A 23,036-nucleotide genomic window follows, 5' to 3' on the forward strand; every position below is an offset into this window, starting at 1 on the left:
CCCGCACGCATCATCGCATGGTCTTTCTGGCGCAGAGCTCATCAGGCTGCCGCTCAACGCGCTCATGTCAAATCAAAAAGACAACTGTAATGCTAGAGCGCTTCACATTTTGACGGAAGCGTAACCGGCGCTTGCGAAGTAGTTAGCGCATTCGCGAGGCTGGATGTCCTGGACGAGGTGACCGATGTGGCGCCAAGTGTCCTCGATGGTGCGCTTCTGAGCTTGCCGCATCCAGTGTTTGATCTTGGAGAAGGTCTGTTCGATTGGGTTGAGGTCGGGCGAGTATGGCGGCAGGTACCAGAGCCTGGCGCCAGCAGCCTGGATCATCTGCCTGACAGCTTTCGACTTGTGGCTTCCGAGATTGTCGAGAATGACGATGTCGCCTTCGCGCAGGGTTGGCAGGAGAAGGTGCTTCACATAAGCGCGGAAGCATTCGCCGTTGATCGGGCCGTCGAAGACGCAGGGTGCCGTGAGTTGGTCATGGCGGAGCGCGCCGAGGAATGTGAGGGTACGCCAGTGACCGTGCGGGGCGAAGCCGCGCAGGCGTGCCCCTTTGGGGCCCCAGCCTCGCAAAGGGGCCATGTTGGTCTTGATCCAGGTCTCGTCGATGAAGACGAGCCGGCCCGGATCGAGCCCGGCCTGCCAGGATCGCCAACGCTGGCGCCTACAAGAGACGTCGGCGCGAGCCTGTTCGAGAGCGAACAGTGTTTTTTTTGAACCGCAGCCCTTCCCGGCGCAGGAACAGCCAGACCGTGTTGTGTGAGACCTTGACCCCACGGGCTGCCAGTTCCGCCTTGAGACCATGCAGCGTCAGGTGTGGCGTCTGAGTGATCCGCTCGACGATGAAGGCGCGGTGCGGATCAAGCACAGGCTTGCGGTGACCGCCCATCTTGCCAGGCACAACCGAGCCGGTCGCCCGCCGCCGCTGTGCCCACTTCACAACCGACGAGACCGCAACGCCAAACCGTTCTGCCACAGACCGGCAGCTCTCGCCCGCCAAAACCGACGCCACCACTCGCTCGCGAAGATCCAGGGAAAGAGGTCGGGTCATGCGATGCTGGCCTCCAATCCAGTCAGCATCTTGAATCACAATCCGCCAAAAACCGGAATCCCCTCCGATTCAATTAAGCAATGAAACGCTCTAGGCCGAGTATTGCGTTTGGCACCATGCGTCGGCGCCATCTTGGTTCCCAAGAACGCTTCGACCGCTTCCGGAGTCATCGGCACGTTGGGCTGAACCTTCGATCACGCCAAGCCAAAGCCAGGGAATGATGTGGCCTTCCTCGCAAAGGCCGGACCGCTGCGCCAAGAACAGCTTCCGCATCCGCTGGTTTGGCGAGGTTCTGTGGAGTCGCAGCATTCATCATTCGGTTGCTTCGCCGCCGCGCTTCCTGGCATTGATAGTAATTGGAAGGATGGTGTCACTCGCCATCGCGGGTAGGTCGAGCACCCACCCGTTCGCGATTCTGATCCAACCACCCCACAGCGTCTCGTGCTCACATTCGACAATCGACTCCTCAAGATCCTTCTTGGGCACATAAATCGAAAGCCCCGTCTCGGGCGAACGGCGAATCATGACCTTCATAGGAGCTCCGCAAGTTGTGAGCTCTCACCCGCGCGCTCCTGACACGCACGCCACAAGGCTCTCTGTTTGGCATTGATGTCCGCCAGGACTTGCAGGACACGATCGATCTCATCCGGCGCCGTCTCGTGCGACAGCGAGAAGCGAACCGCACCGCGCAAAAAGGCCGGTGGTACTCTCATCGCGCGCAGGACATGGGACGGCTCCATCGAGCCGGACGCGCAGGCTGAACCGAGCGAGACGGCAATTCCGTTGTGGTTCAGGTGGTCGACGATGGCCTCTGCTTCGAGATGCTCGAATGCGATGTTGGACGTATTTGGCAAGCGGTTCTTGATATCACCAAGCACGATGCAACAGCCGAGAGCGAGAATGCCTTGCTCCAGCCGGTCGCGAAGCACGCCAATCTGCATCTGCTCTTCTATGAGGCCTGCCGCAGCGAGTTCCGCCGCCTTGCCGAGCCCAATAATGCCCGGAACGTTTTGGGTGCCAGCGCGGCGATGCCGCTCCTGTGCGCCGCCGAAGATCAGCGGTCGGAATTTGATGTCCTTGCGCACATACAGCGCGCCGATTCCCTTCGGACCATAAACCTTATGGCCGGAGAGCGACAGCATGTCGATGTCCGTAGTCTTCAGGTCAATCGGAATCCGCCCGACCGCCTGGACCGCATCGGTGTGAAAGAGCGCGCCGACTGAGCGCGCCATCTTGGCGAGGGATTTCACCGGAAAGATCGTCCCGGTCTCATTATTGGCCCACATGACCGAGGCGATTGACGTGCGCCTCGACAATGCGTTGCGATAAGCCTCGATGTTCAATCGGCCGCTTGCATCGACCGGAATGACATGGGTATTGATTCCTCGTCGGCCCAGCTCCTCGGCAAGGGACAGCACGGCTGGATGCTCAACGGCCGTAGTGACGATCTCGTCGCGTCCTTCCTGCACGGCGAGCGCGGACAGGATCGCGGTGTTGTCGGATTCAGTTGCCCCCGAGGTGAAGACGATCTCGTGATCGAATGCCGCGCCAACGAGGGCCTGCAGCTTCCGGCGCGCTTGTTTCAATGCGGGCGCAACCTCAATGCCGAATGCATGCCCGGACGACGGATTGCCGAATTGCCCAGCGAAGAACGGCAGCATTGCCGCGACCACCAAAGGATGTGCACGGGTCGTCGCGTTGTTATCCAGGTAGATCGGCCGCACGGATTGTCCGCTCTGCACTTAAGGCCCCACTTTGGCAGCTCCGGGGAGCGGGATCAGGCGGACGAACTCGCCGAGCCGCTCGACCTGGCGCGCCTGAATGGCCGCGAGCGTCGCTCCCGCAAGCTTGCATAACATGCAGGCGCCGGTGAGCCTGAACATGAGCTTGTTGCCTTCGATTTCGACGAGCTCACAATCGCCACGATCACGCCTGAGGCTTGGCCGAACGTCATCGAGCACGGCGCGGATAATCCGCTCGCGATCGGAAGCCTCTGCATTCGAAGACTGCTTCGTTCGTTCAGCCTTCAGGCCCATGTTCGATGCTCCTTTTGCGAATGGTCCGAAGGCCGCTCAGCTGAACGATTTGCCGCAGGAGCAGCTCGATTTGGCATTTGGGTTATCGAAGCGGAACCCTGATCCTTCGAGCGACACCACGAAATCGATCGTGGTGCCATTGAGATGCGCCCGGCTCGCGTTGTCGACGAAGACTTTGATCCCGTCTTGCTCGAACACGGGTTCATCGGAGACCGGCTCATGAGCAAGACCCATTCTGTATGTGAACCCTTGGCAACCGCCGCCTTCGACCATGACCCGCAAACCGCCTGCCGGCTGGGTTGTCGAGGAGATTGCGGCCTTCAGTGCGTTGATGGCGCTATCCGTTAGGTTGATCATTTCTGGCTCGCTCTCAGTTTCTGTCGCGAGGCACAATTCGCAAATCCCATGCCAGTCCGGATGCAGCTGAAATCGATTGGTTTTGCAGGCGGCGACCATACGATTTGCGACCTGTCGGCTTTGAGACAGGCGGTTTTCCGGCGTCCCGACCTCATCCGGCCGAGACCTCGTGATGGTGCCAGCACGTATTCATGCACATTGCGCCGAGCCGCCGCTTACGCTGTGCGTCGCTACAGACATAGGCGCATGGCAAACAACTTGCACAAGGTTGGCGGACATGCCGCATTGGGCCTGCATGTACACTACAGATTGATGAGGAGCCTTCCATGACGTCGATCGACAAAACCGCTCTTGGCCATTTGGACAAGGAGGGGCGATTGCTGAATGCGGTGCTTAAGACCGAGACAACGAAGTCGGGGCGATTTGGATTTCGGGGCGACATCGCGCTGAAGTTCCAAGCCCAGCTCGCCGACGAAAAACGACCGCCGGACTATTCCATCGAACAAGTTCTTGCAATCGCGCAGGAAGGCGAACCGACCATCCCAGTCCTTGCCGGATATCTGCACTCCTTCGCCTATCTACCTCAGGCCGCAAAGGTTCTGGATGGCAGGCTGAGCCCCAAAGGCAGCTATTTCATGTTCTGCAACAACATTGATCTGCTCGCGAAATACCGCACCAAGATAGGCGACATCACCTTCCGCATTCTGCCTTGCGACGAATCAACTGTGTGGAAGGAGATGATGGACCTCGCCGGCGTCGACAAGAATGACATCAAGAAGCTCGGTGCGGCCGGTAGGCTCGACTACCTGCTCGACGCGGCCAAGGACATCGGTGGATCATACACGGAAGTTTCATACGAGGACGGCCTGGCCAAAATGGAGCCGGTGAAGAACAGAAGCGAAAACCGCCCCGTCTGAGGCATTACCTCAGACCTCTCTCTCGCCAGCTCGACGAGTATGCCGTGAGAGGGTCACTGCGCCCGCTTCGCCGGGACTGGCTCTGACAAATCCTGGTCATAGACTTATCGGCCTACCTTTCGGGAGATCACACGGCCACTCTGCTAGTCGTGTGTTGGCCAAGAGCACTGTCGTTGCACTGAGGGGTGGCTGGCCGCGACCGTCCGCCTGACTGCATCCATGAGGGATCCGGAGAATCCAATGCTCATCGGTTGATGATCGCGGTCACATTTCGGAGGGCGGATCGCCGATGTATGGTTCGGCTTTGGCGCTATGCTCCAGGCCTTTGCCAGCCTGCGTGGCGCAGAGATGTCGCGGCGTTCGATGCTCGCCAGCCGAAGTTATCGACGAGCTGCGCCCATGAATGATGGAAACCGACCCGGCCAAGCGGTAGCTGAGCAGAGTTGGCCGCACGTCTTCAATGTTGAGAGAACGAACCGAAGCTACGCAGAATGCCGCAACTGAATCTGTCCTAGGAAGTTGCTCCAGGTCGCGGATCGCGCTGCCGACCCGCCCATGCCACAGACGCCACTTCACAGCTCTGATGTCCCTGCCGATGGTTGGAAGCGCTCAAAGGGGCCTGATCGGGATCGTACGATGCGATCGGCGATCTGCTGTATGCGCTGGATCTCCATGGCAATATGAAACCAGTCGATGATGTGGGTCGTTGGTTTCGGCATGGCGCCGGGCAGCCGCTTTAGGATTTCGGCCCCGTCCGAGATTACCGTCACATCCCCAAAGCCGCGATATCCGACTTCCTGGAGAGGGCGAAGAGCACGATCACGGATTGCCTGATGATCGGTGCTGCCGGTTAAGAAATAGCGACTGCCCCTTTCTCCCCGTCCTCCGCGGGCGCATCTGGCCACGACGAGCTCGCAATTTCGCGCCGAATGTTGATCATCGCTACGAAGGTGCGCCGTATCGATGCTGATGACCAACTCTTTGCGCCGAGCTCCGGGAAGCTGCATCTCAAGCCGGCATCGGTCATCCGTTTGCGACCTCGCACGCCAGTTTCCTGCATGACCTGGTCGTTGAGCCGCTTGCCGATCCTGATGGTACGTTGTCCGTCGCATGCGTCTCAGTCGGTTCAGTGGGCAGGAAATCGGGCATCACCTTCGGCGCCTGCCGGTAGGGCAGCATGCTTCCTAGCCGCGCCGGCAGTTCCATAAGCTCCGGTGTCGCTCGATCGCCCCTGGATGGCATTCCGGCACAGCATCCATCGCGGATTGCGAACCTCAACGGTGCAGAAGACGGTTCGGATCCGGCGTGTCGTGTAGTGCTTGACCGGTCGGAACGTTTGGCAATCCGGGCAAACCCGGCGAAGAAGGGCATACGTCTCCGCCTCATGATTCACAACCGCGTTCTGCAGCTGATCTTCTTGCCATCGCCGATCGACAAGCCGATGTCGCCGTCGAACAGGCTCTCCCAGCTCTTGTCTATGCGGACCTCCTTCCGGCATGCACCCGCGCCCGGATGACGGGCACGAACAGATCGCCGATGCCGGCCTGGGTCAGCCCCTTGGGCAGGAACGCCGCCTTGATCGCATCGCGCGCCCGCCGGTGCGCGCCGCCGTCCTGGGTAACCAACGTTCCGCCAAGCAATTCGGGCGCGATCTCTTCGATCAGCGCCGAGGACACGTCCTTGTGCCGGAGCAGTGCAAACGCATCCGGATCCACGCAGGTCATCAGGTGTCCGGCAGGGCCGAACTCCAGCCAGAAGTGGCTGCCCAGCGTCCGTTCCGCGCGCCGCAGCAGGCGCGGCAGGTCGCAGACGATGGCGGGAAGATGCCCGACCAGGGGGAAAGCGCCGCGCACGGAGCGGGATGTCGTGCCGCAGCCGGTGCCGACGGTCCAGCGGGTTGAGCAGCATGTCCATCAGCAGCGCGGCGCCGCGGCCGCTTCGGCCGTGTGCCTGCAGGCCGCGCGGCGCGGCTGTTGCGACCGTCGGCGTACGTCGGCACATGCGCCAGCATGCCGCCGTCGATGCACACGACCTGGCCGGTGATGAACGCAGCATCGTCGTAGAGCAGGAATGCCACCAGCGCGGCCACGTCCCTCGGGGCAGCCGACGCGCGGCAGGAGCTGGTGCCGGCGCAGATGCCGTTGCATGCACTCGTCCAGATGGCGAGGAGACGCTCGGTCATGACGAGACCCGGCGCAATCGCCTTGCAGCGGATCTGCGCATGACCGTACTGGGTGGCGAGCGAGGCCGACAGCATTTTCATCCCCGCCTTCGACGCGGCGTAGGACGTCTGCGCGGTGTCACCGCTGAGCGCCTGGCACGACCACTTGTTGACGATCGCGCCACCGCCGCGAGCGATATGGCCTGCCGGCAGCAGAGCAGCGTGCCGCGCAGATTGGTCGCCATGGTCTGATCCGAGACCGCCAGGTCCAGGTCGAGGATCGCGCGGTGGCGCGGGGTCAGATGCATGTCGCTCGCGTTGTTCACCAGGTCAACCCCACCGACGTGCCGCTCGGCGTCTCGAGCAGCGCTGCCACCGACTGCGCGTCGGCGATGTCCATGGCCAGGGCCAGCCGCGTGGCCCGCTTCGGCCGCGATCTGCGCGGTGCAGGCGATGGCCGCCGAGCCTTCAATGTGGGCCACCACCACTCTGCCGCCCTCGCGCGCGATGGCGAGGGCGCGGCCTTGGCGATGCCGGCGCCAGCGCCGGTCACCACGGCCACCTTGCCTTCAAACCGCCATCGTGTCCTCCTGGATTGCGCTGGTCTTTCGCGGCATGCCGCTCGGCCTCCGCCGGAGAAGGCGCAGGGTCGGCGCTGGCGCGCTCGTCATCGCCAACGTCGCTTTCGATGACCCGAATGGCGGCGACTGGGCATTGGTTGGCCGCGAGCCGCACGGCCGCGTGCGGCGCCTGCGGGACCGTCGCCACGCACACTTCGGCCACGCCGTCCGGTTCGCGCTGGCGAAAGTTGCCCGGCAGCGTCAGCACGCACTGCCCGCTGGTTGCGCACAGATCCTGGTCGATCACGACGCGCATCTCAGCCCCCCTGCGCATGCAGCAGCACCGGCAGCGCGCGGAACGTCCTAAGGAACTCGGAGGGCTCCCGGGTCGGCGGCTTAGCCAATGCCAGCGTGGGGAAGCGCGCCTGGATCCGCGGCAGGCTCTCGGCCAACTGCACCCTGGCCAGTTGCGCACCGACGCAGCAGCGGATGCCGTGCCGAAGCTCAGCATGATCTTCCCGTCCGTCGACATGCCAGGACTGGTGCCGTAGAACCGCGCGGGATCGAAGCGGTCGGGATCGGCGAAGGCGTCCGGGTCGCGATTGCCGGCCGCGATCAGCACGGGCACGTCCGTGTTCTTCGGGATCACCACGCCGCCCAATTCGATGTCGCGCCGGGCGATACGCATAGTGGTGCTGAACATGACGGGCGAATCGCGGCGCAGGACTTCTTCGACCAATGCCTTCACCCCCACGGCGTCTCCCTGAAGCCAGTGCCGCTGTTCGGGATACCCCAGCATCGCCAAGACCGCATGGTCGATGGTCGCAGCAGTGGTTGAGAAGCCGCCCAGCAGCATGCCCCAAAGCATGCTGATCAACTCCGCATCCGACAGCGTGTCGGCATCGTGGTCGTGTGCGCCGACCAGCATCGACACGATGTCGTGGCGGGGATCGGTGCGCTTACGCTGTATAGAGGTCGCCGAAGTAGGCCTGCACCCTGGCGCTGGCCGCGTCCGCCGCGGCCAGCTGGGGGTCGCTGGCGTGCGGGCCCAGGCCTCTCAGAATGGGGCCGATGACGGCGGCGAGCCCGAACATGTCGTCCTGGGGCATGCCGAACAGGTTCGGCCAAGACCAGCATGGGCAAGGCCAGCGCGAATTCCCGATGCAGGTCCACCGGCTTCCCACGCTCCAGCGCGGGCGCCATGCCGTCCGGGCGCGCTGCGACGATGCGCGCGATGCTCGGCCGCAGGTTCTCGATCTGGCGCATGGTGAAATCGCGCGAGATCAGCCGGCGCAGACGCATATGCGCCGGTGGGTCCTTCATCGCTAGTGTAGACGCCAGCAGATTGAGTGACAGGCTGGTCGCCGCACGCGGAAAATAGCGCACCAGTTCGCCCGGCGCCGGCGCCCGAAACGCATCGCCCGTGGCCTTGAGCGCCCAGTAGATGTCGGCGTGGCGGCTCAACAGAAAGAGGCCCGACGCCGCGCGATGCACCGGATCGTGCTCGCGCAACCACCGCATAAACGGACACGGGTCGTGGATGCGCGCTGGCGACGCCAGTTCGGCGAAGGCGTCCGGCATGCTGCCGTGGTTTCTTGCACGTCCATCTTGCTTACCTGTTGGCTGGCTGATCTGTCCGGCGCGCGCCAGGCGCCCGGGCAAATTGCGGAGTACATCGGGGCGATTTCGCCGAGGCCCCCTTCCCATAGAATGCTGTCTGATGCGGATTTGACATTTTGATTTTCTTTCTTCGTTCCATCGATCGCGGTGTCATCCACGAAATGAACGTCGGTCGGCGGCTCCCGGCTCGCAACGAAGGAGTGTCAAAACTCGTGCCAATTTGGCCGACCCAACAGAAGAAAAAGATTGTGATTGCTTTTCAGCGGATTAACTGAGGCCAGACAAGAGCTCGGCGGACTAGGCCGGTGTCGCGGACCAACAAAGGCGACAGAACAGTGTCGGATAGTCGTCAGACGCCAGACTGGCGACACCTTCTTTATCAGTTCTCCTGAATGCCGATTCCAGTTGCTTAAATATATCCGGCCTCTGGCAAGTGGACTGCTGTTGCAGCCAGGCCATGATGAGATCCGCGCACACGCGTTCCCAATAAAGGGTTGGGGCACGAAGCCCGCCTTTTTTGCACAGGGCTTATGGTATGCTGATCCACCGTTCGTCATCACTATTCGCGAGCCTTGCAATCGAGCCAGAAGCGTCAGGTAAACGCGGGATCTCTGCGTTCGTCGCCAGAACAGCATCTGCTCGAAGCGCTAACAACGACAGTGCTCCAGATCGACTTCACGTCGGTTGTCATGAACGGGATACTAGCATTCTTGCTCTTCGGTGGAGCGCTCCACGTCGATCTCGCAATTGGTAAGCCGCGCCGTACCCGTAATCGAGCTTGCCACCTTCACCACGCTCACGTCGACGTTTATCGTTGGCTTTCTATTCTGGCAGGCCGCTGGTCTCCTTGCTTAGTCGCTGCCGCTGTCCTGGGCGCTGGTGTTTGGCGCTCTCATCAGCCTGACCGATCCGGTGGCGGTCATAGGTGCGCTCAAAATGTAAAGGCAGCTGAAAGTCTCGAGGTCGACAAGCAGGGCGACTCACTCTTCAACGACGGTGTCGGCATTGTCGTTTTCACGATCCTGCTGGCCTTCGCCGCCGGGGCCCATGCGAGGTCGCGGCCGATTCGGCAACTGCCGGCTTCGCGTTAGAACAAGTCGGATCTGGGCGTTCCCTACCAGCTTGTATCTGACAACTCACTCGTCGATCTCGTCGGAGAAAGCTAAATCAACCAGGTAGTGTGTGGGTCTGACAGTTTGTTGGGCACACCCGGGCGCAGGCGCTGCAGCCGATGCAAGCGCCTTCGTCCTTCAGCACCATGACCTTCTTTTCGAGCTCATCGTCGTCCGCGTCGAGGTCGATGATCTCGCCACCCTCGCTTAGCCCCTTCAGCGTCATGACCTCACGGCCGCAGATCTTGTAGCAGCGGCCGCAGCCGATGCACTTGTTGAGATCGATAGAAACCAGGTAGTCCGGCCTCCAATTGCGACCGTCGCGGGTCCTGAATGACATGGCTAACCGTCCGCTATGTTTTGTCCAGCGCCTCGAGATATTGGCGCTTGCTTTCGAGCTCGCTGAAGGCAGCGTGGGCCTTCTGAGCCACGCTCAGGATCGACGACCAGTTGACCGGCAGCTCCTCGGAGAGATCGTGGAGGTCCATCTTGGCCTGGGTCGCCTTGGCCGACAGCTTCTTTATTTCCGCTTTCAGAGTTTCGATATCGCTCACACTAGCCTCAACAACTCGCCACTTCCGGGAACTTACGGATCATCTCAACGCCACTGTTGACGAATTTGTCGCCTGATTGGCGAGATCAGAGAGATGGTCGAAACCAAAGCGATGCACGTCGCGCAGCTGCTTGCTCACGACAACGAGCCGGCCGACGATCAGCACGATCCGACCGAACCCTTCGCGATGCATCTTCAGCATTGGCGAGATCATCACATCGGTTGCCGTCTCGACCGAGAGCACAACGGCGTCGAGGAACAGCTCCAGTCGCGATGTCGTGTCCGGGTCGGGATTGCCGACGATCGGCAGCGCACCGCGCTTGCGGTTGTCGAGAACGTAGGGTTCGAACAGCTCGAGATCCTTTTTGCCCCCCAGGCGCCGTGGGTGTCCTGGGCGCGCCAGATCTTGACGAGCTCTTTCAGAAGTGGCCCTTCCGCCGCGGCGGCGGCTGGAGTGACTTCAGACGGATCAGCCATCTTTGTTCCTTCAGGCTTCGAAATCCACCGTACGTTCCCGGCTTTTGGTGAGCAGCTTCCGCAGCCAGGGCGGCGGCGAGCCCTTCAGCACGGTTTCGAGTTTGACGCAAAGGTCGTGGATGGGCTCTGGCTGCAGCACCTTCATCGGATGGATGTTCCTGGCGACGACTCGCGCAGCACCCGAGCCGCCAATCGCCGCAACATAGAGGATTGCGCACTCCCTGATCGCCTCGATCTTCGGCGCGAGCTTATCCTCATTGCCGTCTTCGGTGAGGTCACCGTCGAACTGGATCGCCTCAATAAACCGATGCCCGTTGGGGCCGACCTCGTAGATCGCAATGTTCTTGGCCCAGCCGAAGTGGGCATCGACCTGCTTCAAGTCCTGAGTGGCGAATGCAACTTTCATCCGGGTTGTTTTCTCTCCCTGCTCAATGCAACTGGGGCGGATGGACCTGCGGGCCGCCGCAGGTTGATCGCCAGGTGTCGGGCGTCGGCCCATGGTTGGCTTCGCGGTCGGTGATGATCAGATTGGCGATGTCAAAGATCAGATTGCGCGTGCCGCGATAGCCGACGATCGTGAGGTGCGCAGCGCCAAGGCGATCGAACATCGGAAAGCCTACCCGGAAGAACGGGACATTGAGTCGCGAAGCGGCCTGGCGACCATGTGAATGCGACATCAAGAGGTCGCAGTCACGCGACCTGGCAAGCTCTTCAAGGTCCTCCAGATCGCCGATCAGGACGTCCTCGGTCCTGACCCGCTGGAGCACCGGTGAGTTGGTCGTCGTCACCGCAGCACTTACCTGTGCGCCCATCTCGTGGAGCAAGCTGGAGAGATCGAATAACAAGTCCGGCTCGGCGCCGATCGCGAGCTTGCGGCCGCCGATATGGAAATGTGCATCCAGCATGGCGTCTGCCAGTTGTCCACGCTGCCGGCGATATTTCCAGGGCACCGACCGGCCGCTGATCTGGCTCAGGAAGGCGATGAATTCGTCATTTGGGATAAGGCCACAGAGCCGCTCGAACAGACGGAACGGCGTGCCTGTCCGCACCTGCATGGCCTCGGCCGCGCGGCGCATTTGCGCGCCGATCGCGATCGTCCAGGCCACCTGCCCCATGGTCGCAATCTCGTCCACTCCAATGCCCCCGATCGTGGTGGGCGTGAATTCGTCGGGGATGTGACCGTCCAGCGAACCGGCGACGTCCGGCAGGAACGAGGGCTTGAGCCCAAAATCCTCAAAAATCGTGCGAAGCTCGTCGAGATCGCCGGGCGTGAGGTGGCATCCAGGTAGCACGTTGACGCGGGAGATATCGCGCGATCTCGCTGTGTCGACGGGAGCCACAAGAATCTCGATCATCCGCGCCACCGTCTTGCCCCAGCCATCCTGAAAGGCATCCTTGAAATCCGGCGTCGAGACGTAGACAAGGGGGAGCTTTTCGAGCTTTGGATGCTTCTGTCGGATCAACCGGATGAATGCTTCGACGTCATCGCCGTTGGTCTCGGTGACGCCAGTCGAATTGATACCAATGATCTCGGGCTCGACGCGATTGTAAATGTTGAGGATCGCCTGTTCGAGATTCTCGTGGCCACCGAGCACGGTGGCAACCTCGCTCATGGCGGTCGTCTGCATCGGCACGGCTTCATTGAAATGGCGCACGAACAGCGTTAGCCCGAAGGAGGTGCAACCTTGCGGGCCGTGCAAAAGCGGCATCGCGCCGCGCAGACCCAGGAAGGCAAATGAGCCGCCGATCGGCTGGCTCATTTTGAGCGGATTGACCGAACAGGCTTTCTTCGAGGTAGTGACGATCGCCATGCCGTTCCCCTACTCCGCCGCCTGCAGCGTCGGGGGCTGCAGATCGGAACGAATGTCCTTACAAGCAACGCACCGTGCGGCGGAATTGGTGCACGGCTTGGCGGCCTTTGCGAGGTTCAGGCCATGCGCCGCAATCGCGCTCTCGCCACCGCTGGCCTCATTTTCATTGGAGAGACTTATCGTATTGACGCCGTTCTTGCTCGCGTCTCGAACTGGATCAGCGGCTTGCGCATACATCTGCGCAGCCGTCTTTGCCTGACGCTTTCGGTCGAACTCATCCCATGGTGCGGCTTGGCGGAGCTGATCCCATATCGGATTGTAGAGCGCTTTCTCGATCTCCTCCATGAGCTTGAGAATCCCGATATAGCCCATATAGGCGTGGCAGCGCTCCTGGTTGATATCGAGCCACGGCATCGCCGCCTTTAGTGCGACGAATTGCGACTTGCCGCCGGAGAGCATGATGTCGGCTTTTGCGTCCTTTAGCATCTTGTAGATCTCGCGAGGCGACATGTCCTCGATCATGTGGGCGTGCTGGCCCATTAACTCCTTGATACGTTCCTTGTCCTTCTTGGTCGATTTCTTCACCGACGTGCCGACGATCTCGAGCCCGGCCTCTTGCAAAGCGGCCACCATCGACCAGGATTTCACGCCACCGGTGATGAGAACAACCCTCTTGCCGGCAAAGCGTGGCTTGAAACGTTCAATCGCAGCCCAGGCTTTGGTCTCTTCGCGTGCGATCAGGGCTTGCGTGCGTTCCATCAGCTCAGCCGGCGCGCCGCGTTCGATCAGCATGCGCGCGATCTGGCGTAGTGAATCGCTGGAATCCTCAATACCGTAGAACGAGCCTTCAAAAAACGGGATGCCGTAGCGCTGCCTCATCTTGCGTGCGACGTTGATCATTGCCTTTGAGCAGACCATCATCGCGGCTTTGGCTCGGTGCGAGTAAGCCACCTCGCGATACTTGCCGTCCCCCGAGATGCACGACAGGATCCGGATTCCGAGCTCATCGAGCAGCGGCTTGACCTGCCAGAGCTCGCCGGACAGGTTGTATTCGCCGATGATGTTTATGTCATACGCAGTGGTGTAATCGGGCTCTCCGGTACCGATGACGTGCTCCAGCAGTGCTTCGCCTGCGAGCTTGTTGCCAAGGTTCTTCGACCCCACAAATCCCGGTGCATTGATGGGAATGACCGGTTTGCCAAATTTGGCGGAGGCCGCCTTGCAGACCGCATCGATGTCGTCACCGATCATTGCGGGCACGCATGTCTGGTAGACGAAGATGGCCTGCGGGTCGTATTTCTCTGTGATCTCCTTGATTGCCCTGTACAGCCGCTTCTCGCCGCCGAACACGATGTCGGTCTCGCTCATGTCCGTGGTGAAGCTTCTGCGCCACAGATCGGAGCCGGAGGAGCCGGAACCGCGATTGTCCCAAGAATTGCCCTCACAGGCGATTGGACCATGCACGAGATGGGCGACGTCGGTGAAGGGCTGCAGTGCGACTTTGGCGCCATCGAAGGCACACCCACCGGCGACGCCGCCCGGCTTCAGCTGCTTGGTGCATCCATTCCTGCGCTCGAAGTTCGACTTGCTCGCGTTCCTGGCGCAGCCCGGTTCGTTAAAGACGTCCTGTATGGTCGTGGGAAGCGAAGTCATGGTGTGTCTTTCGGGGGATGTCAAGACATCCGCACAGACCAAGAGGATGGGCCGGCGGATAACCTGTGATCCCCGCCGCAGCGCCGCTGTTCCTGCGGACGATGAGGCGGGGCGCTCGCCTTAGCGTATGATGTCGAAGCTGTAGTCTGTCTTGCCAACCGAGCTGGTTTTTCTATCGATCTCATCAAAGATCTTGTCGAGAATCTTGACCAGCACATTCATGCTACCCTGATAGCCCCACACTGGATAACGATGGTGATGATGGCGATCGAAAATGGGAAACCCGATGCGGATTAGCGGCGTTCCAGTGTCACGCTCGAGATACTTGCCGTAGGTGTTACCCATCAGGAAATCGACTGGTTCTGTGAACAGGAGCGAACGCATGTGCCAGAGATCCTTGCCCGGGAAGGCGCGGCAGTTTTTACCGAACGGCGAGCTCGCGAACAGCGCCTGCATCTTCTGCTCCCAGGCCTTACTCCCGTTGGTCGAGAGCACGTGGGTCGGCTCAGCGCCAAGCTCCAGCAAGAATGCGGCCAGGCCATAGCAGAGGTCGGGATCGCCGTAGATCGCGAACTTCTTGCCGTGAACATGCGCGCTAGAGTCAGCCATTGCGTCTACCAGACGCCCGCGCTCCCGCTCCAGCGCATTTGGAATTGCCTTGTTGGTGATACGCGACAGCGTCATCAGGAAATCGTCCGTGGCGCTGACACCCAGCGGGTGATTGAAGGCGACGACCTCCTGGTCGTGCCCCTTGATAAAGGGCAACGTCTTCTCCGTACAATATTGCTGCATGGAAATGGTTGCCTTCGCATGGACTGCGTTCGCGGCATCCTTTAGTGTGGTGCCGCCATCATACATGCGGAACTCGCCGTCGGTGGGGGTATCGAACACATCGCTGTTATCCGCGAGGATCGTGTAGCCGATCCCCATCAGCTCGAAGATCCGCTTTATCTCACGGATGTTTCCGACAGTGTAGCCGTCGAAGCCACCGATGAAGTTGATCCAGTTGTTCGCTTTGCGCTGGAGTTTAGGCGCTGTGCCGGCTTTACCATCCCAGAAATGCTCGAGGATGCCCTTCAGCGTGTTGTCGTAGCCCGTGATGTGGCTACCGACGAATGCAGGAGTGTGAGCGAATGGCACGTCATAGTCCGCGGGGACTGAACCTTTTTCCTTTGATGTTTTGATGAAGGCGTTGAGGTCGTCGCCAATGACTTCCGCCATGCAAGTCGTGGCGACCGCGATCATCTTCGGCTTGTACATGTTGTAGCTGTTGGCAAGCCCGTCGGTCAGGTTGTTGAGCCCCCCGAACACAGCCGCGTCTTCAGTCATGGACGAGGAGACGCACGAAGTCGGCTCCTTGAAGTGCCGCGACAAGTGGCTGCGATAATACGCGACGCAACCCTGGGAGCCGTGGACGAACGGCAGTGTGCGCTCGAACCCGAGCGCGGCGAACACCGCACCTAGCGGTTGGCAAGCCTTCGCCGGATTAACGGTTAGCGCCTCGCGGGCGAAGTTCTTCTCGCGGTATTCGGGCGTCTTGGACCATTCTCTGATACGGTCGACTTCGGCGGGATCGTGCGGATTCTCAAATAGCGCCCTCTTATTGGCCAGCATCTGCTGGTATTCGTCTCCCCGGAAAAGCTCAGAGTGGTCGAGGATGTGTTCGGCGTTCTGTGTCATCATGGCACTCTTCAGGTTCTTGTGTTCGTTCTCCTGCCCTTCCCCTCCTCTGTTGAAGAAAGGGCCGGGCGTCGGCTTTCCTATTCCGCCGCCATGAGGCTCGGCCGCGGAGCGTCCTTCCAAGGTGCGGTGGTCTTCCCCCAGATCGGGGAGTTGATTGCCATGTCCATGTCTCGGGCGAAGATCGCGAAGCCGTCATAACCGTGGTAAGGACCCGAGTAGTCCCAGGAATGCATTTGGCGGAACGGCACGCCCATTTTTTGGAAGACGTATTTTTCCTTGATACCGGAGCCAACGAGGTCGGGCCGGATCTTTTCTACGAAGCGCTCAAATTCGTAGCCGGTGACATCGTCATAGATCAGCGTGCCGTCCTTGACGTAGTGCTGGGCGGTGCGCTGATAGTCGTCGTTGTGACCGAACTCATAGCCTGTGCCGACAACATCCATGCCGAGGTCCTCATAGGCGCCGATGACGTGGCGAGGACGTAGGCCGCCGACGAACAGCATTACGGTCTTGCCATCGAGCCGCGGCCGATATTTCGCGGTCACCGCATCGACAAGCGGCTGATATTTCGTAATGACGCGCTCGGCGCCTTCCATGATCTTATTATCGAAGAAGCTTGCAATTTTGCGCAGGGACTCAGCGATTTTGGAAGGCCCAAAGAAATTGTACTCGCACCAGGGAATCCCGAATTTTTCCTCCATGTGCCGTGAGATGTAGTTCATCGAGCGATAGCAATGTAGTATGTTGAGCTTCGCCTTCGGCGTTGCCTCCAATTCAGCGAGAGATCCATCACCGGACCACTGGGCGATGACGCGCAGGCCCATTTCTTCCAGCAGGATCCGTGACGACCAGGCGTCGCCACCGATGTTGTAATCGCCGATGATGGCGACATCATACGGCGTCGGCTCAAATTTAGAGCTGACCTCTGGGGCACTCTTGTCGAAGATCCAATCTCGGACGGCGTCGTTCGCGATGTGATGGCCGAGCGATTGTGATACCCCGCGAAAACCCTCGCACCGCACCGGCACGATGGTTTTGCCGCCATATTCCTTTGATTTTTCTCTGGAGACCGCCTCGATATCGTCGCCGATCAAACCGATCGGACATTCGGACTGAATGGTGATGCCCCTGTTGAGAGGAAATAGCTCCTGGAGCTCGTCAATGAGTTTGGTGACCTTTTTATCGCCGCCGAACACGATATCCTTTTCCTGGAAATCGGAAGTGAACTGCAGTGTCACGAACGTGTCGATGCCGGTCGTGCCGACGTAGTAGTTGCGTCGCGAGCCCCATGAGTACTGACCACAGCCGACCGGACCGTGGCTAATGTGGATCATGTCCTTTATCGGCCCCCAGACCACGCCCTTGGAGCCCGCGTAGGCGCAGCCACGGATGGTCATCACGCCCGGAATGGACTTGATATTCGACTTGACGCCGCAATCCGACTTGCCCGCCTCGTGAACACTCAGATGCTTGGCACGCCTTTTAGACGTCTTCTCTGGGTAGACCTTCAACACGTCATCGATTAGTTGCTTGTTGCGCGCCTTGATCTCTGCGACGCTTTCGGTAGTTGCTCGGCTCATACACAATTCCTTTCCATTGTCGTGTCAAATCAAGACGCGGCGCTTTTCCGGTGGACCGACGGATTTCCGATCCGGCGTTCAGGTTTAAAGCGTGCAATCTTCCTGCAGGTCTTACCGGTCGCAACTTCGCCAGCTTCTGATCGTGCCGCAGCGGTCGATCAGATGTTGTATTTCATCTCGGCTGAGCGCATGCGAGCACCGTGTGTGACGCTGTTGATTTGCCCCGGGATCGCTGACCAAGATGCGTCTGGGTGATGTCATGCCCGCCCTCCACCGATTGGTCATATCCGCTTCTTTACTCGCTCACGTGCCATCCGGCGGCCTGTCCCTCTGCATGTCGATGCAGGGCTAACAGCCGTCTATTGCGCAGGGATCTGCAACGAGTGTGCCAGCGGTGGTTGAATACAAAAACTCAAGTCTCTAGAGCTGGATAGCCGGCAGGATGAGGATTGTTATAAACCTCACCCTGTCTGGCACCGACAGGCGTACCCGCTAACGCCATGTCTGAAACCAAACAATTACCTGCGCTTTCGCCCAGCGAAATGGCTGGAACGCATGTTTCACTAACGCGCGATCTTTCGCTTCGCTTGTCATTCCAGTCGATCTCGGGACACGCGCTCAAATGTAACGACACCCGATCACGCGGAGAGCACGTGGGGCTGATCGATCCTTAACCCGCGAGAGCCTACAAGGGCGCAAGCCTCGGCAGTCGTTGCAGCTCGCTTCAGTATCTCGATTAGAGACGATGTTGACGTGGTTGTTAGAAATCACGCTGAAGGCGACCCAGCGCTGCATTCGCGGGGTCACCCTTGTATCGGGACCGATTGAGACCATTTCGCCGGTTAGCCACGCTGATGTTTCCTTCACATCCCGTGCTCCATTTCTGGCCGTCGCGGAACCGGCGCTTCTTCTGTTCGCGATGCGCTCAGGGCCTTTTTTCTCGATCGATTGGGAATGCAACCCGCTTGACCCCCGTACTCTCGCAGCGGCCTCATTCCAGGCAGAGTAGAACCCGAAGTCAGTCGCCACCCCGCGGCGCGCGCCCCAGCTTGACCTGGTGGGTTGCGACGGCCTGGATCAACAGATCGCAATCACGGGGCACCGAGCATAGACTTCGTAGTCGACAATGATCTGGTTTTCGGCCTCTACCAGCTTGATCATTTTGCCGACGTCATTCGGGCTTGCCGGCATTGCTCGGTCGACGGATCGAACACGCTGAGAACCTTATCTTCCACAAGAGTGTCGCCGTGGAAGATGCGGGCCGGGTTTGACGCATCACGTCCAGCACCAGCGGCAACATCCTATCGGGGTCCTCGCGGAGGCCCTCCAGTCCGGTCTGCACCCGCACGCCGTTCCGCAATGTGCTGTCGGTCGAATGGTGAATGTTGGTTTCCACCTCGGACGTGTTCACGCGCATCCGCTCGCCTGCAATGACGCCGTTGTCCTGCGCTTTCGTCACGAGCAGATCGCGGAGCACCTCAGAGCCGGCCGCCAGACCCCACCGGCCCATGGTCTTGGCATCCGGCATCTTGCCACGGCCCACCCGCGAGAAATCGCGGCAGACGAGCTCGGCGCGCTCCTCTCGTCCAGAGCACCATAGCTCAGGTTCCGGATGTGCATAAGAACGAACAGGCGCAACACCACCTCTGCCAGCATGCCGAGCCGACCACAACTGCGGCTCTTCGGGCACCGCTTCGCCAGGGCTCGCTGCACCGCGGCTACGATCTGCTCGCCCGCCAGCACCTTATCGGCGCCCTGCATCCACTCGCGAAGATCACTTACTGGCAGAGCCCTTCGGGGGCTGCTCGGAGTCGATCAGCGCCTCAAGCGATAACGATGTTGATCGACCGCTGCGCCCCATGCGGTCGGCGGCCTCCTAAGCTCGAGATCTACTACTTCGTTGACGCGGGCTGCTTATGCTGTCTTAGACGCGACACAGGTGTCAGGCACCGGACAGACGACCGCGCATTGCGGCGTTTCGCAATGGCCCTCGCACTCCGTACATTTTTTGGCATCGATAACGTAAATGTCGCGCTTGAGGCTGATCGCCGCGTTGGGACACTCGAACTCACATGCCCCACAAACGGTGCATTGCGAAGCGACGATCTTGTAAGCCATGCGTTCCAACTCCTTAGGCAAGCGATGCCATTGGCGATTCCCTTCAAATCCCATGCCAAACACAGACGCGCTCAATAACAAGCACTTTTCCCAATTGTGCTGTCTCGGGTCTGAGACCATGTTGCATCTGCGACAGCAGCGAGCCCACTCAATGTCAACATGCGAACCCTCGGGCCTACTCCGAAGGTTAGTCGCGACTCGACGGCTGCGAGCTCCGTTGATTTGTCTGGCACGGCAGCGCGGAGCAAGCGACGCTCGACGATTCTGAAACCGACACCGCGACTAGAAGCCGCGAGCCGACCCACGTTTACGCCGGATCTCGGCAAACCTCCGGTCACAGGCTGTTGATGACCGCGTAAAGGCCGATAAAGACAACGACGTGGCTCAAGACTGGGGCGTCGCCGAGTGGCCCAATGATAATGCGCTCGACGGCTATTCCGCCAACGAAGGAGAGCGCCACAGTTAGCGGGATCACGAACCAGTAGGGAAGGCCCCATTGAAGTAGTTGCCAGGCGACAAAGGTTGAGAACATCGCCATCTCGCCCTGCGCAAAGTTCAGGTGGTGGATCGCCTGGTATATCATCACGATGGCGAGTGCCATGCAGGCATAGATGCCGCCCGTCGCGATGCCGGTTACCAGTTGGCTCAATAGAGATAAGCGGAATTGATCCCGTTCCGCCTGCACTCGATCGATTCAAGGAGCGAATATGAGTTCGATGATCAGGACGCCGCCCAAAATGCTGCGCCCTTCCAATCTGGAGGGACTGGCAGAGCAGGCTGAGCAACCCGTCAACCTGGAAGAATTGCTCAATGTCGGCCACCGTATCGGAGGAGAAATCAAGAACTTACGCAAGGCGCGTGGCATCACGCTCGACGCACTTAGCGACGCCGCGGGCTTGTCAAAGGGATATCTCAGTCAGATCGAGCGTGGGGTCTCGAGCCCTTCGGTGAAAGCTCTTCATAGTATCAGCCGAGCGTTGGGGGTCACAATCAGCTGGTTTTTTCCGCCGAAGGCCGATGATGACAGCGATTTGCGTGACTATGTTGTGAGAGCAAGCTCACGACGGAAACTGACCTTCGTAGGTGGCATTACTGATGAGCTTCTGTCCCCCAATCTTGGCCGGCAGCTCGAGCTTCTGAGATGCACATTCCCTCCTGGCTCCGAAAGCGGCAAAGAACCCTACACGCATCAGGGTGAGGAAGCGGGATATGTGATTTCGGGTGGCCGCCGAAAGGACGAGAAGATCATCCACAGCATCTTCTTTCCGATGCGGAAAGACAGCACTGAGATTGCTGACCACGACATTTGGCTGCTGAGCGAGGAATACCACTACTACGATTACATTGCGTCAGACGTTCCACTAGCAAGCATCCGCTGGAATGACAGCGAAAGTGTTTTCGAAAATGACATCGATCGGGAATTTCAAAAGCTGCTTGCCAAGCGCGCAGATGACAATGGCGGCAAGCGGCCAGACATTGCTCTGTTCAGTAAAGAGGGCTCCGCCATTATCGTCGAATTCAAGGCGCCGGGAGTATCGATGGACGAACATGTCGGCGACCTTTCAGAGTACGCTCATTTGCTTGCGGCCAAGTCAGGGGGCCGGCTAAGGAAATTTTACGGATATCTTATCGGCGACACTGTCAATCCGCTGCGACTAAGCGGAACCTGGACTCCGTTTTCAGTCGGCCAGGGATGGTTCCAGTCGAGCCCCCTTTTGGACCCTCGTACTCGGCAGCCATTGGGGCGAGACCTACTTTGAGCTGCTGCACTTCGGCGACGTCATTGAGCGAGCAAAGAAGCGGATTGGCGTATACCAAGACAAGCTCAAGCTGGATCTACATCGGGACGGTCATTGAAGCCGCGTTGAGCGTGGGGCAACGAGCTCATGGCTCGGCTGGAGGCAGGCGAGCGCGGGCCATGTGGTCCCCCGAGGCGTAGTGCGCGGCCAGGATCGCCGCCGTCGCCCGGATCCGCTTTCAGCCTCGCGACAGACCTGATGCTAAGGTAGGCAGTACCAGGGTTTGTCGCCGAGCTAAATCCTGAACGCCGACCAGCTTGGAGCGGCCGGCTCGATGGCGTTCGGATTTCTTGTGCAATTTCCCTTTCAGGTCCGACATGAAGGCCGCCCGCAGCCTTCGATACATCGTGTACCTGGGGCCGAGAGGCGCAAGTATTTTTACTACGCTCCCTTACGCCATCTTGCGACTATCAACGAAGGTCGACGCGCTAGAGAGTTAGCCCATCTGACTGAATCGTTGCGGATTCGCAAATCAGCGTTTTGGTGATTCAAGCTACCCGCCGGGACAGGAGGCCGGCGGGCATGGCAAAACCGCTGTCGATGGACCTTCGTGAACGAGTGCTTGCGGCCATTGCGGGCGGGGTATCCGGCCGGCAAGCTGCCGAACGGTTTGGTGTAAGCGCGGCGAGCGTCAGCCGGTGGCGGATGCGCGAGCGAGAGCAAGGGGATGCCCAGCCAAAAGCTCAGGGCGGAGATCGCAAATCCCACCGGATCGATGTCCATCAGGCGACGATCCTGGCCTTGCTCAAGGCAACCCCCGATATCACCATCGAGGAATTGCGTGATGGCCTGAGCAAAGAAGGTCTGCTCGATCGGGACCGGCTCGTCTTCATTGATGAGACCTGGGCATCGACCAACATGGCGCGAACACATGGCCGCTGCCAGCGCGGCGAACGTCTGCGAGCCGCCGTTCCGCACGGCCACTGGAAAACAACAACCTGCGTGGCCGCTCTAACCACGAGCGGCATCATCGCGCCCTGGGTGCTCGACGGCCCTATCAACCGCGATGCCTTCGAGACCTATGTGGAAAAGGTGCTCGTGCCCGAGCTTCCAAAAGACGCGGTTGTCATTATGGACAACCTCTCCAGCCACAAAGGGCCGCGCATACGCGAGATGATCGAAGCCGCCGGCGCAACGCTCCTCTATCTTCCGCCCTACAGCCCCGACTTCAATCCCATCGAGAACGCCTTCGCCAAACTCAAAGCAAATCTCCGAAAGGCTGCCGAACGCTCCGTCAATGGTCTCTGGGATGCCGTTGGCCGCATCGTCGACACTTACTCGCCCGCAGAATCCACAAACTACTTCGCCGCCGCAGGATATTTGCAACCTGATCGGCTAACGCTCTAACTCGTCCGCGTTTGACGCGAGCTATGCAGTGTCATCGAGAATATCGTTTTCTTCCGTCATTCTGGGTGCCAACATCTCAGCCATCTCGACCGTGACCTCTGGTGCGGCGGAGTGATGGAGATGACGAATGACGGAGGCCAAATTCCTTACCCCCGAGGAAGTGTCTGCGCGATACCGTGACGAGGTCACTGTGGGTAGCCG

The 23,036-nt window shown here is 59.9% G+C and carries 18 protein-coding genes and 6 pseudogenes; 3 read left to right on the forward strand and 21 right to left on the reverse strand.

Going from position 1 to position 23,036, the window contains the following annotated elements; all coding sequences use genetic code 11:
• Positions 1-102: 102 nt before the first annotated feature.
• From ABIB95_RS42255 to ABIB95_RS42275, 5 genes are all read right to left on the reverse strand, one after another.
• A protein-coding gene (locus tag ABIB95_RS42255; protein ID WP_247457909.1) for an IS630 family transposase occupies positions 103-1,051 on the reverse strand; the annotation gives its coding sequence in 2 pieces (ribosomal slippage) (positions 103-714 and positions 716-1,051; 948 coding nt in all).
• Between the two features lie 312 nt (positions 1,052-1,363).
• Positions 1,364-1,585: a putative nitrogen fixation protein NifT gene (gene nifT / locus ABIB95_RS42260; RefSeq protein ID WP_018457694.1), complete on the reverse strand. Its 222-nt coding sequence runs from the start codon at positions 1,583-1,585 to the stop codon at positions 1,364-1,366.
• Positions 1,582-2,775 carry a cysteine desulfurase NifS gene (gene nifS, locus ABIB95_RS42265; protein ID WP_247457910.1) on the reverse strand — a complete coding sequence of 398 codons (1,194 nt, stop codon included), beginning with the start codon at positions 2,773-2,775 and terminating at the stop codon, positions 1,582-1,584. The genes nifT and nifS overlap by 4 nt, the downstream gene beginning before the upstream one ends.
• A gap of 18 nt (positions 2,776-2,793) precedes the next feature.
• On the reverse strand, positions 2,794-3,087 hold the full coding sequence (locus tag ABIB95_RS42270) for a NifU family protein (RefSeq protein WP_247457911.1): 294 nt from the start codon (positions 3,085-3,087) through the stop codon (positions 2,794-2,796).
• A 36-nt stretch (positions 3,088-3,123) separates the two neighbouring features.
• Complete coding sequence (locus ABIB95_RS42275) at positions 3,124-3,444, reverse strand: iron-sulfur cluster assembly accessory protein (protein ID WP_247457912.1); 321 nt, start codon at positions 3,442-3,444, stop codon at positions 3,124-3,126.
• Between the two features lie 326 nt (positions 3,445-3,770).
• Between ABIB95_RS42275 and ABIB95_RS42280 the strand changes: the two genes are divergently transcribed.
• Complete coding sequence (locus tag ABIB95_RS42280) at positions 3,771-4,361, forward strand: hypothetical protein (RefSeq protein WP_247457913.1); 591 nt, start codon at positions 3,771-3,773, stop codon at positions 4,359-4,361.
• Positions 4,362-4,933: 572 nt separating this feature from the next.
• Here ABIB95_RS42280 and ABIB95_RS42285 read toward each other — a convergent pair.
• The 16 genes and pseudogenes from ABIB95_RS42285 to ABIB95_RS42360 all read right to left on the reverse strand — a co-directional run.
• Positions 4,934-5,338: a hypothetical protein gene (locus ABIB95_RS42285; RefSeq protein WP_247457914.1), complete on the reverse strand. Its 405-nt coding sequence runs from the start codon at positions 5,336-5,338 to the stop codon at positions 4,934-4,936.
• A gap of 510 nt (positions 5,339-5,848) precedes the next feature.
• Positions 5,849-6,275, reverse strand: a pseudogene (locus ABIB95_RS42290) (cytochrome P450); the annotation flags it as partial.
• A 154-nt stretch (positions 6,276-6,429) separates the two neighbouring features.
• Positions 6,430-7,010, reverse strand: a pseudogene (locus tag ABIB95_RS42295) (SDR family NAD(P)-dependent oxidoreductase); the annotation flags it as partial.
• Positions 7,011-7,071: 61 nt separating this feature from the next.
• A complete protein-coding gene (locus ABIB95_RS42300; RefSeq protein WP_247457915.1) occupies positions 7,072-7,398 on the reverse strand; it encodes a ferredoxin in 327 nt (108 codons plus the stop codon).
• 1 nt (position 7,399) lies between these two features.
• A pseudogene (locus ABIB95_RS42305) lies at positions 7,400-8,689 on the reverse strand (cytochrome P450).
• Between the two features lie 1,180 nt (positions 8,690-9,869).
• Positions 9,870-10,154 (reverse strand): ferredoxin III, nif-specific, encoded by a 285-nt coding sequence (gene fdxB, locus ABIB95_RS42310; protein WP_247457916.1) that lies wholly within the window; start codon positions 10,152-10,154, stop codon positions 9,870-9,872.
• 13 nt (positions 10,155-10,167) lie between these two features.
• Positions 10,168-10,368, reverse strand: a complete 201-nt coding sequence (locus tag ABIB95_RS42315) for a CCE_0567 family metalloprotein (protein ID WP_018457678.1) — start codon at positions 10,366-10,368, stop codon at positions 10,168-10,170.
• A 7-nt stretch (positions 10,369-10,375) separates the two neighbouring features.
• Positions 10,376-10,844 (reverse strand): annotated as a pseudogene (locus ABIB95_RS42320) (NifX-associated nitrogen fixation protein).
• Between the two features lie 10 nt (positions 10,845-10,854).
• Complete coding sequence (gene nifX / locus ABIB95_RS42325) at positions 10,855-11,250, reverse strand: nitrogen fixation protein NifX (protein WP_247457917.1); 396 nt, start codon at positions 11,248-11,250, stop codon at positions 10,855-10,857.
• Between the two features lie 22 nt (positions 11,251-11,272).
• On the reverse strand, positions 11,273-12,655 hold the full coding sequence (gene nifN / locus ABIB95_RS42330) for a nitrogenase iron-molybdenum cofactor biosynthesis protein NifN (protein ID WP_247457918.1): 1,383 nt from the start codon (positions 12,653-12,655) through the stop codon (positions 11,273-11,275).
• 9 nt (positions 12,656-12,664) lie between these two features.
• Positions 12,665-14,308, reverse strand: a complete 1,644-nt coding sequence (nifE, locus tag ABIB95_RS42335; RefSeq protein WP_247457919.1) for a nitrogenase iron-molybdenum cofactor biosynthesis protein NifE — start codon at positions 14,306-14,308, stop codon at positions 12,665-12,667.
• A gap of 120 nt (positions 14,309-14,428) precedes the next feature.
• Complete coding sequence (gene nifK / locus ABIB95_RS42340; RefSeq protein WP_354122226.1) at positions 14,429-15,988, reverse strand: nitrogenase molybdenum-iron protein subunit beta; 1,560 nt, start codon at positions 15,986-15,988, stop codon at positions 14,429-14,431.
• 80 nt (positions 15,989-16,068) lie between these two features.
• Positions 16,069-17,571 (reverse strand): nitrogenase molybdenum-iron protein alpha chain, encoded by a 1,503-nt coding sequence (gene nifD / locus ABIB95_RS42345; RefSeq protein ID WP_247457920.1) that lies wholly within the window; start codon positions 17,569-17,571, stop codon positions 16,069-16,071.
• A gap of 744 nt (positions 17,572-18,315) precedes the next feature.
• A pseudogene (locus tag ABIB95_RS42350) lies at positions 18,316-19,359 on the reverse strand (ISNCY-like element ISBva1 family transposase); the annotation flags it as partial.
• A gap of 126 nt (positions 19,360-19,485) precedes the next feature.
• On the reverse strand, positions 19,486-19,689 hold the full coding sequence (locus ABIB95_RS42355) for a 4Fe-4S binding protein (RefSeq protein ID WP_247457921.1): 204 nt from the start codon (positions 19,687-19,689) through the stop codon (positions 19,486-19,488).
• 340 nt (positions 19,690-20,029) lie between these two features.
• A pseudogene (locus ABIB95_RS42360) lies at positions 20,030-20,338 on the reverse strand (ABC transporter permease subunit); the annotation flags it as partial.
• 58 nt (positions 20,339-20,396) lie between these two features.
• On the opposite strand from ABIB95_RS42360, the gene ABIB95_RS42365 reads away from it, so the two are divergent.
• Both ABIB95_RS42365 and ABIB95_RS42370 read left to right on the forward strand, forming a co-directional pair.
• Positions 20,397-21,449, forward strand: a complete 1,053-nt coding sequence (locus tag ABIB95_RS42365; protein ID WP_354122217.1) for a helix-turn-helix domain-containing protein — start codon at positions 20,397-20,399, stop codon at positions 21,447-21,449.
• A 561-nt stretch (positions 21,450-22,010) separates the two neighbouring features.
• Positions 22,011-22,835, forward strand: a complete 825-nt coding sequence (locus ABIB95_RS42370; protein ID WP_247457923.1) for an IS630 family transposase — start codon at positions 22,011-22,013, stop codon at positions 22,833-22,835.
• The last annotated feature ends 201 nt before the right edge of the window (positions 22,836-23,036 follow it).

It is taken from the genome of Bradyrhizobium sp. LA2.1, from assembly GCF_040547725.1.
GTDB lineage: Bacteria > Pseudomonadota > Alphaproteobacteria > Rhizobiales > Xanthobacteraceae > Bradyrhizobium > Bradyrhizobium barranii.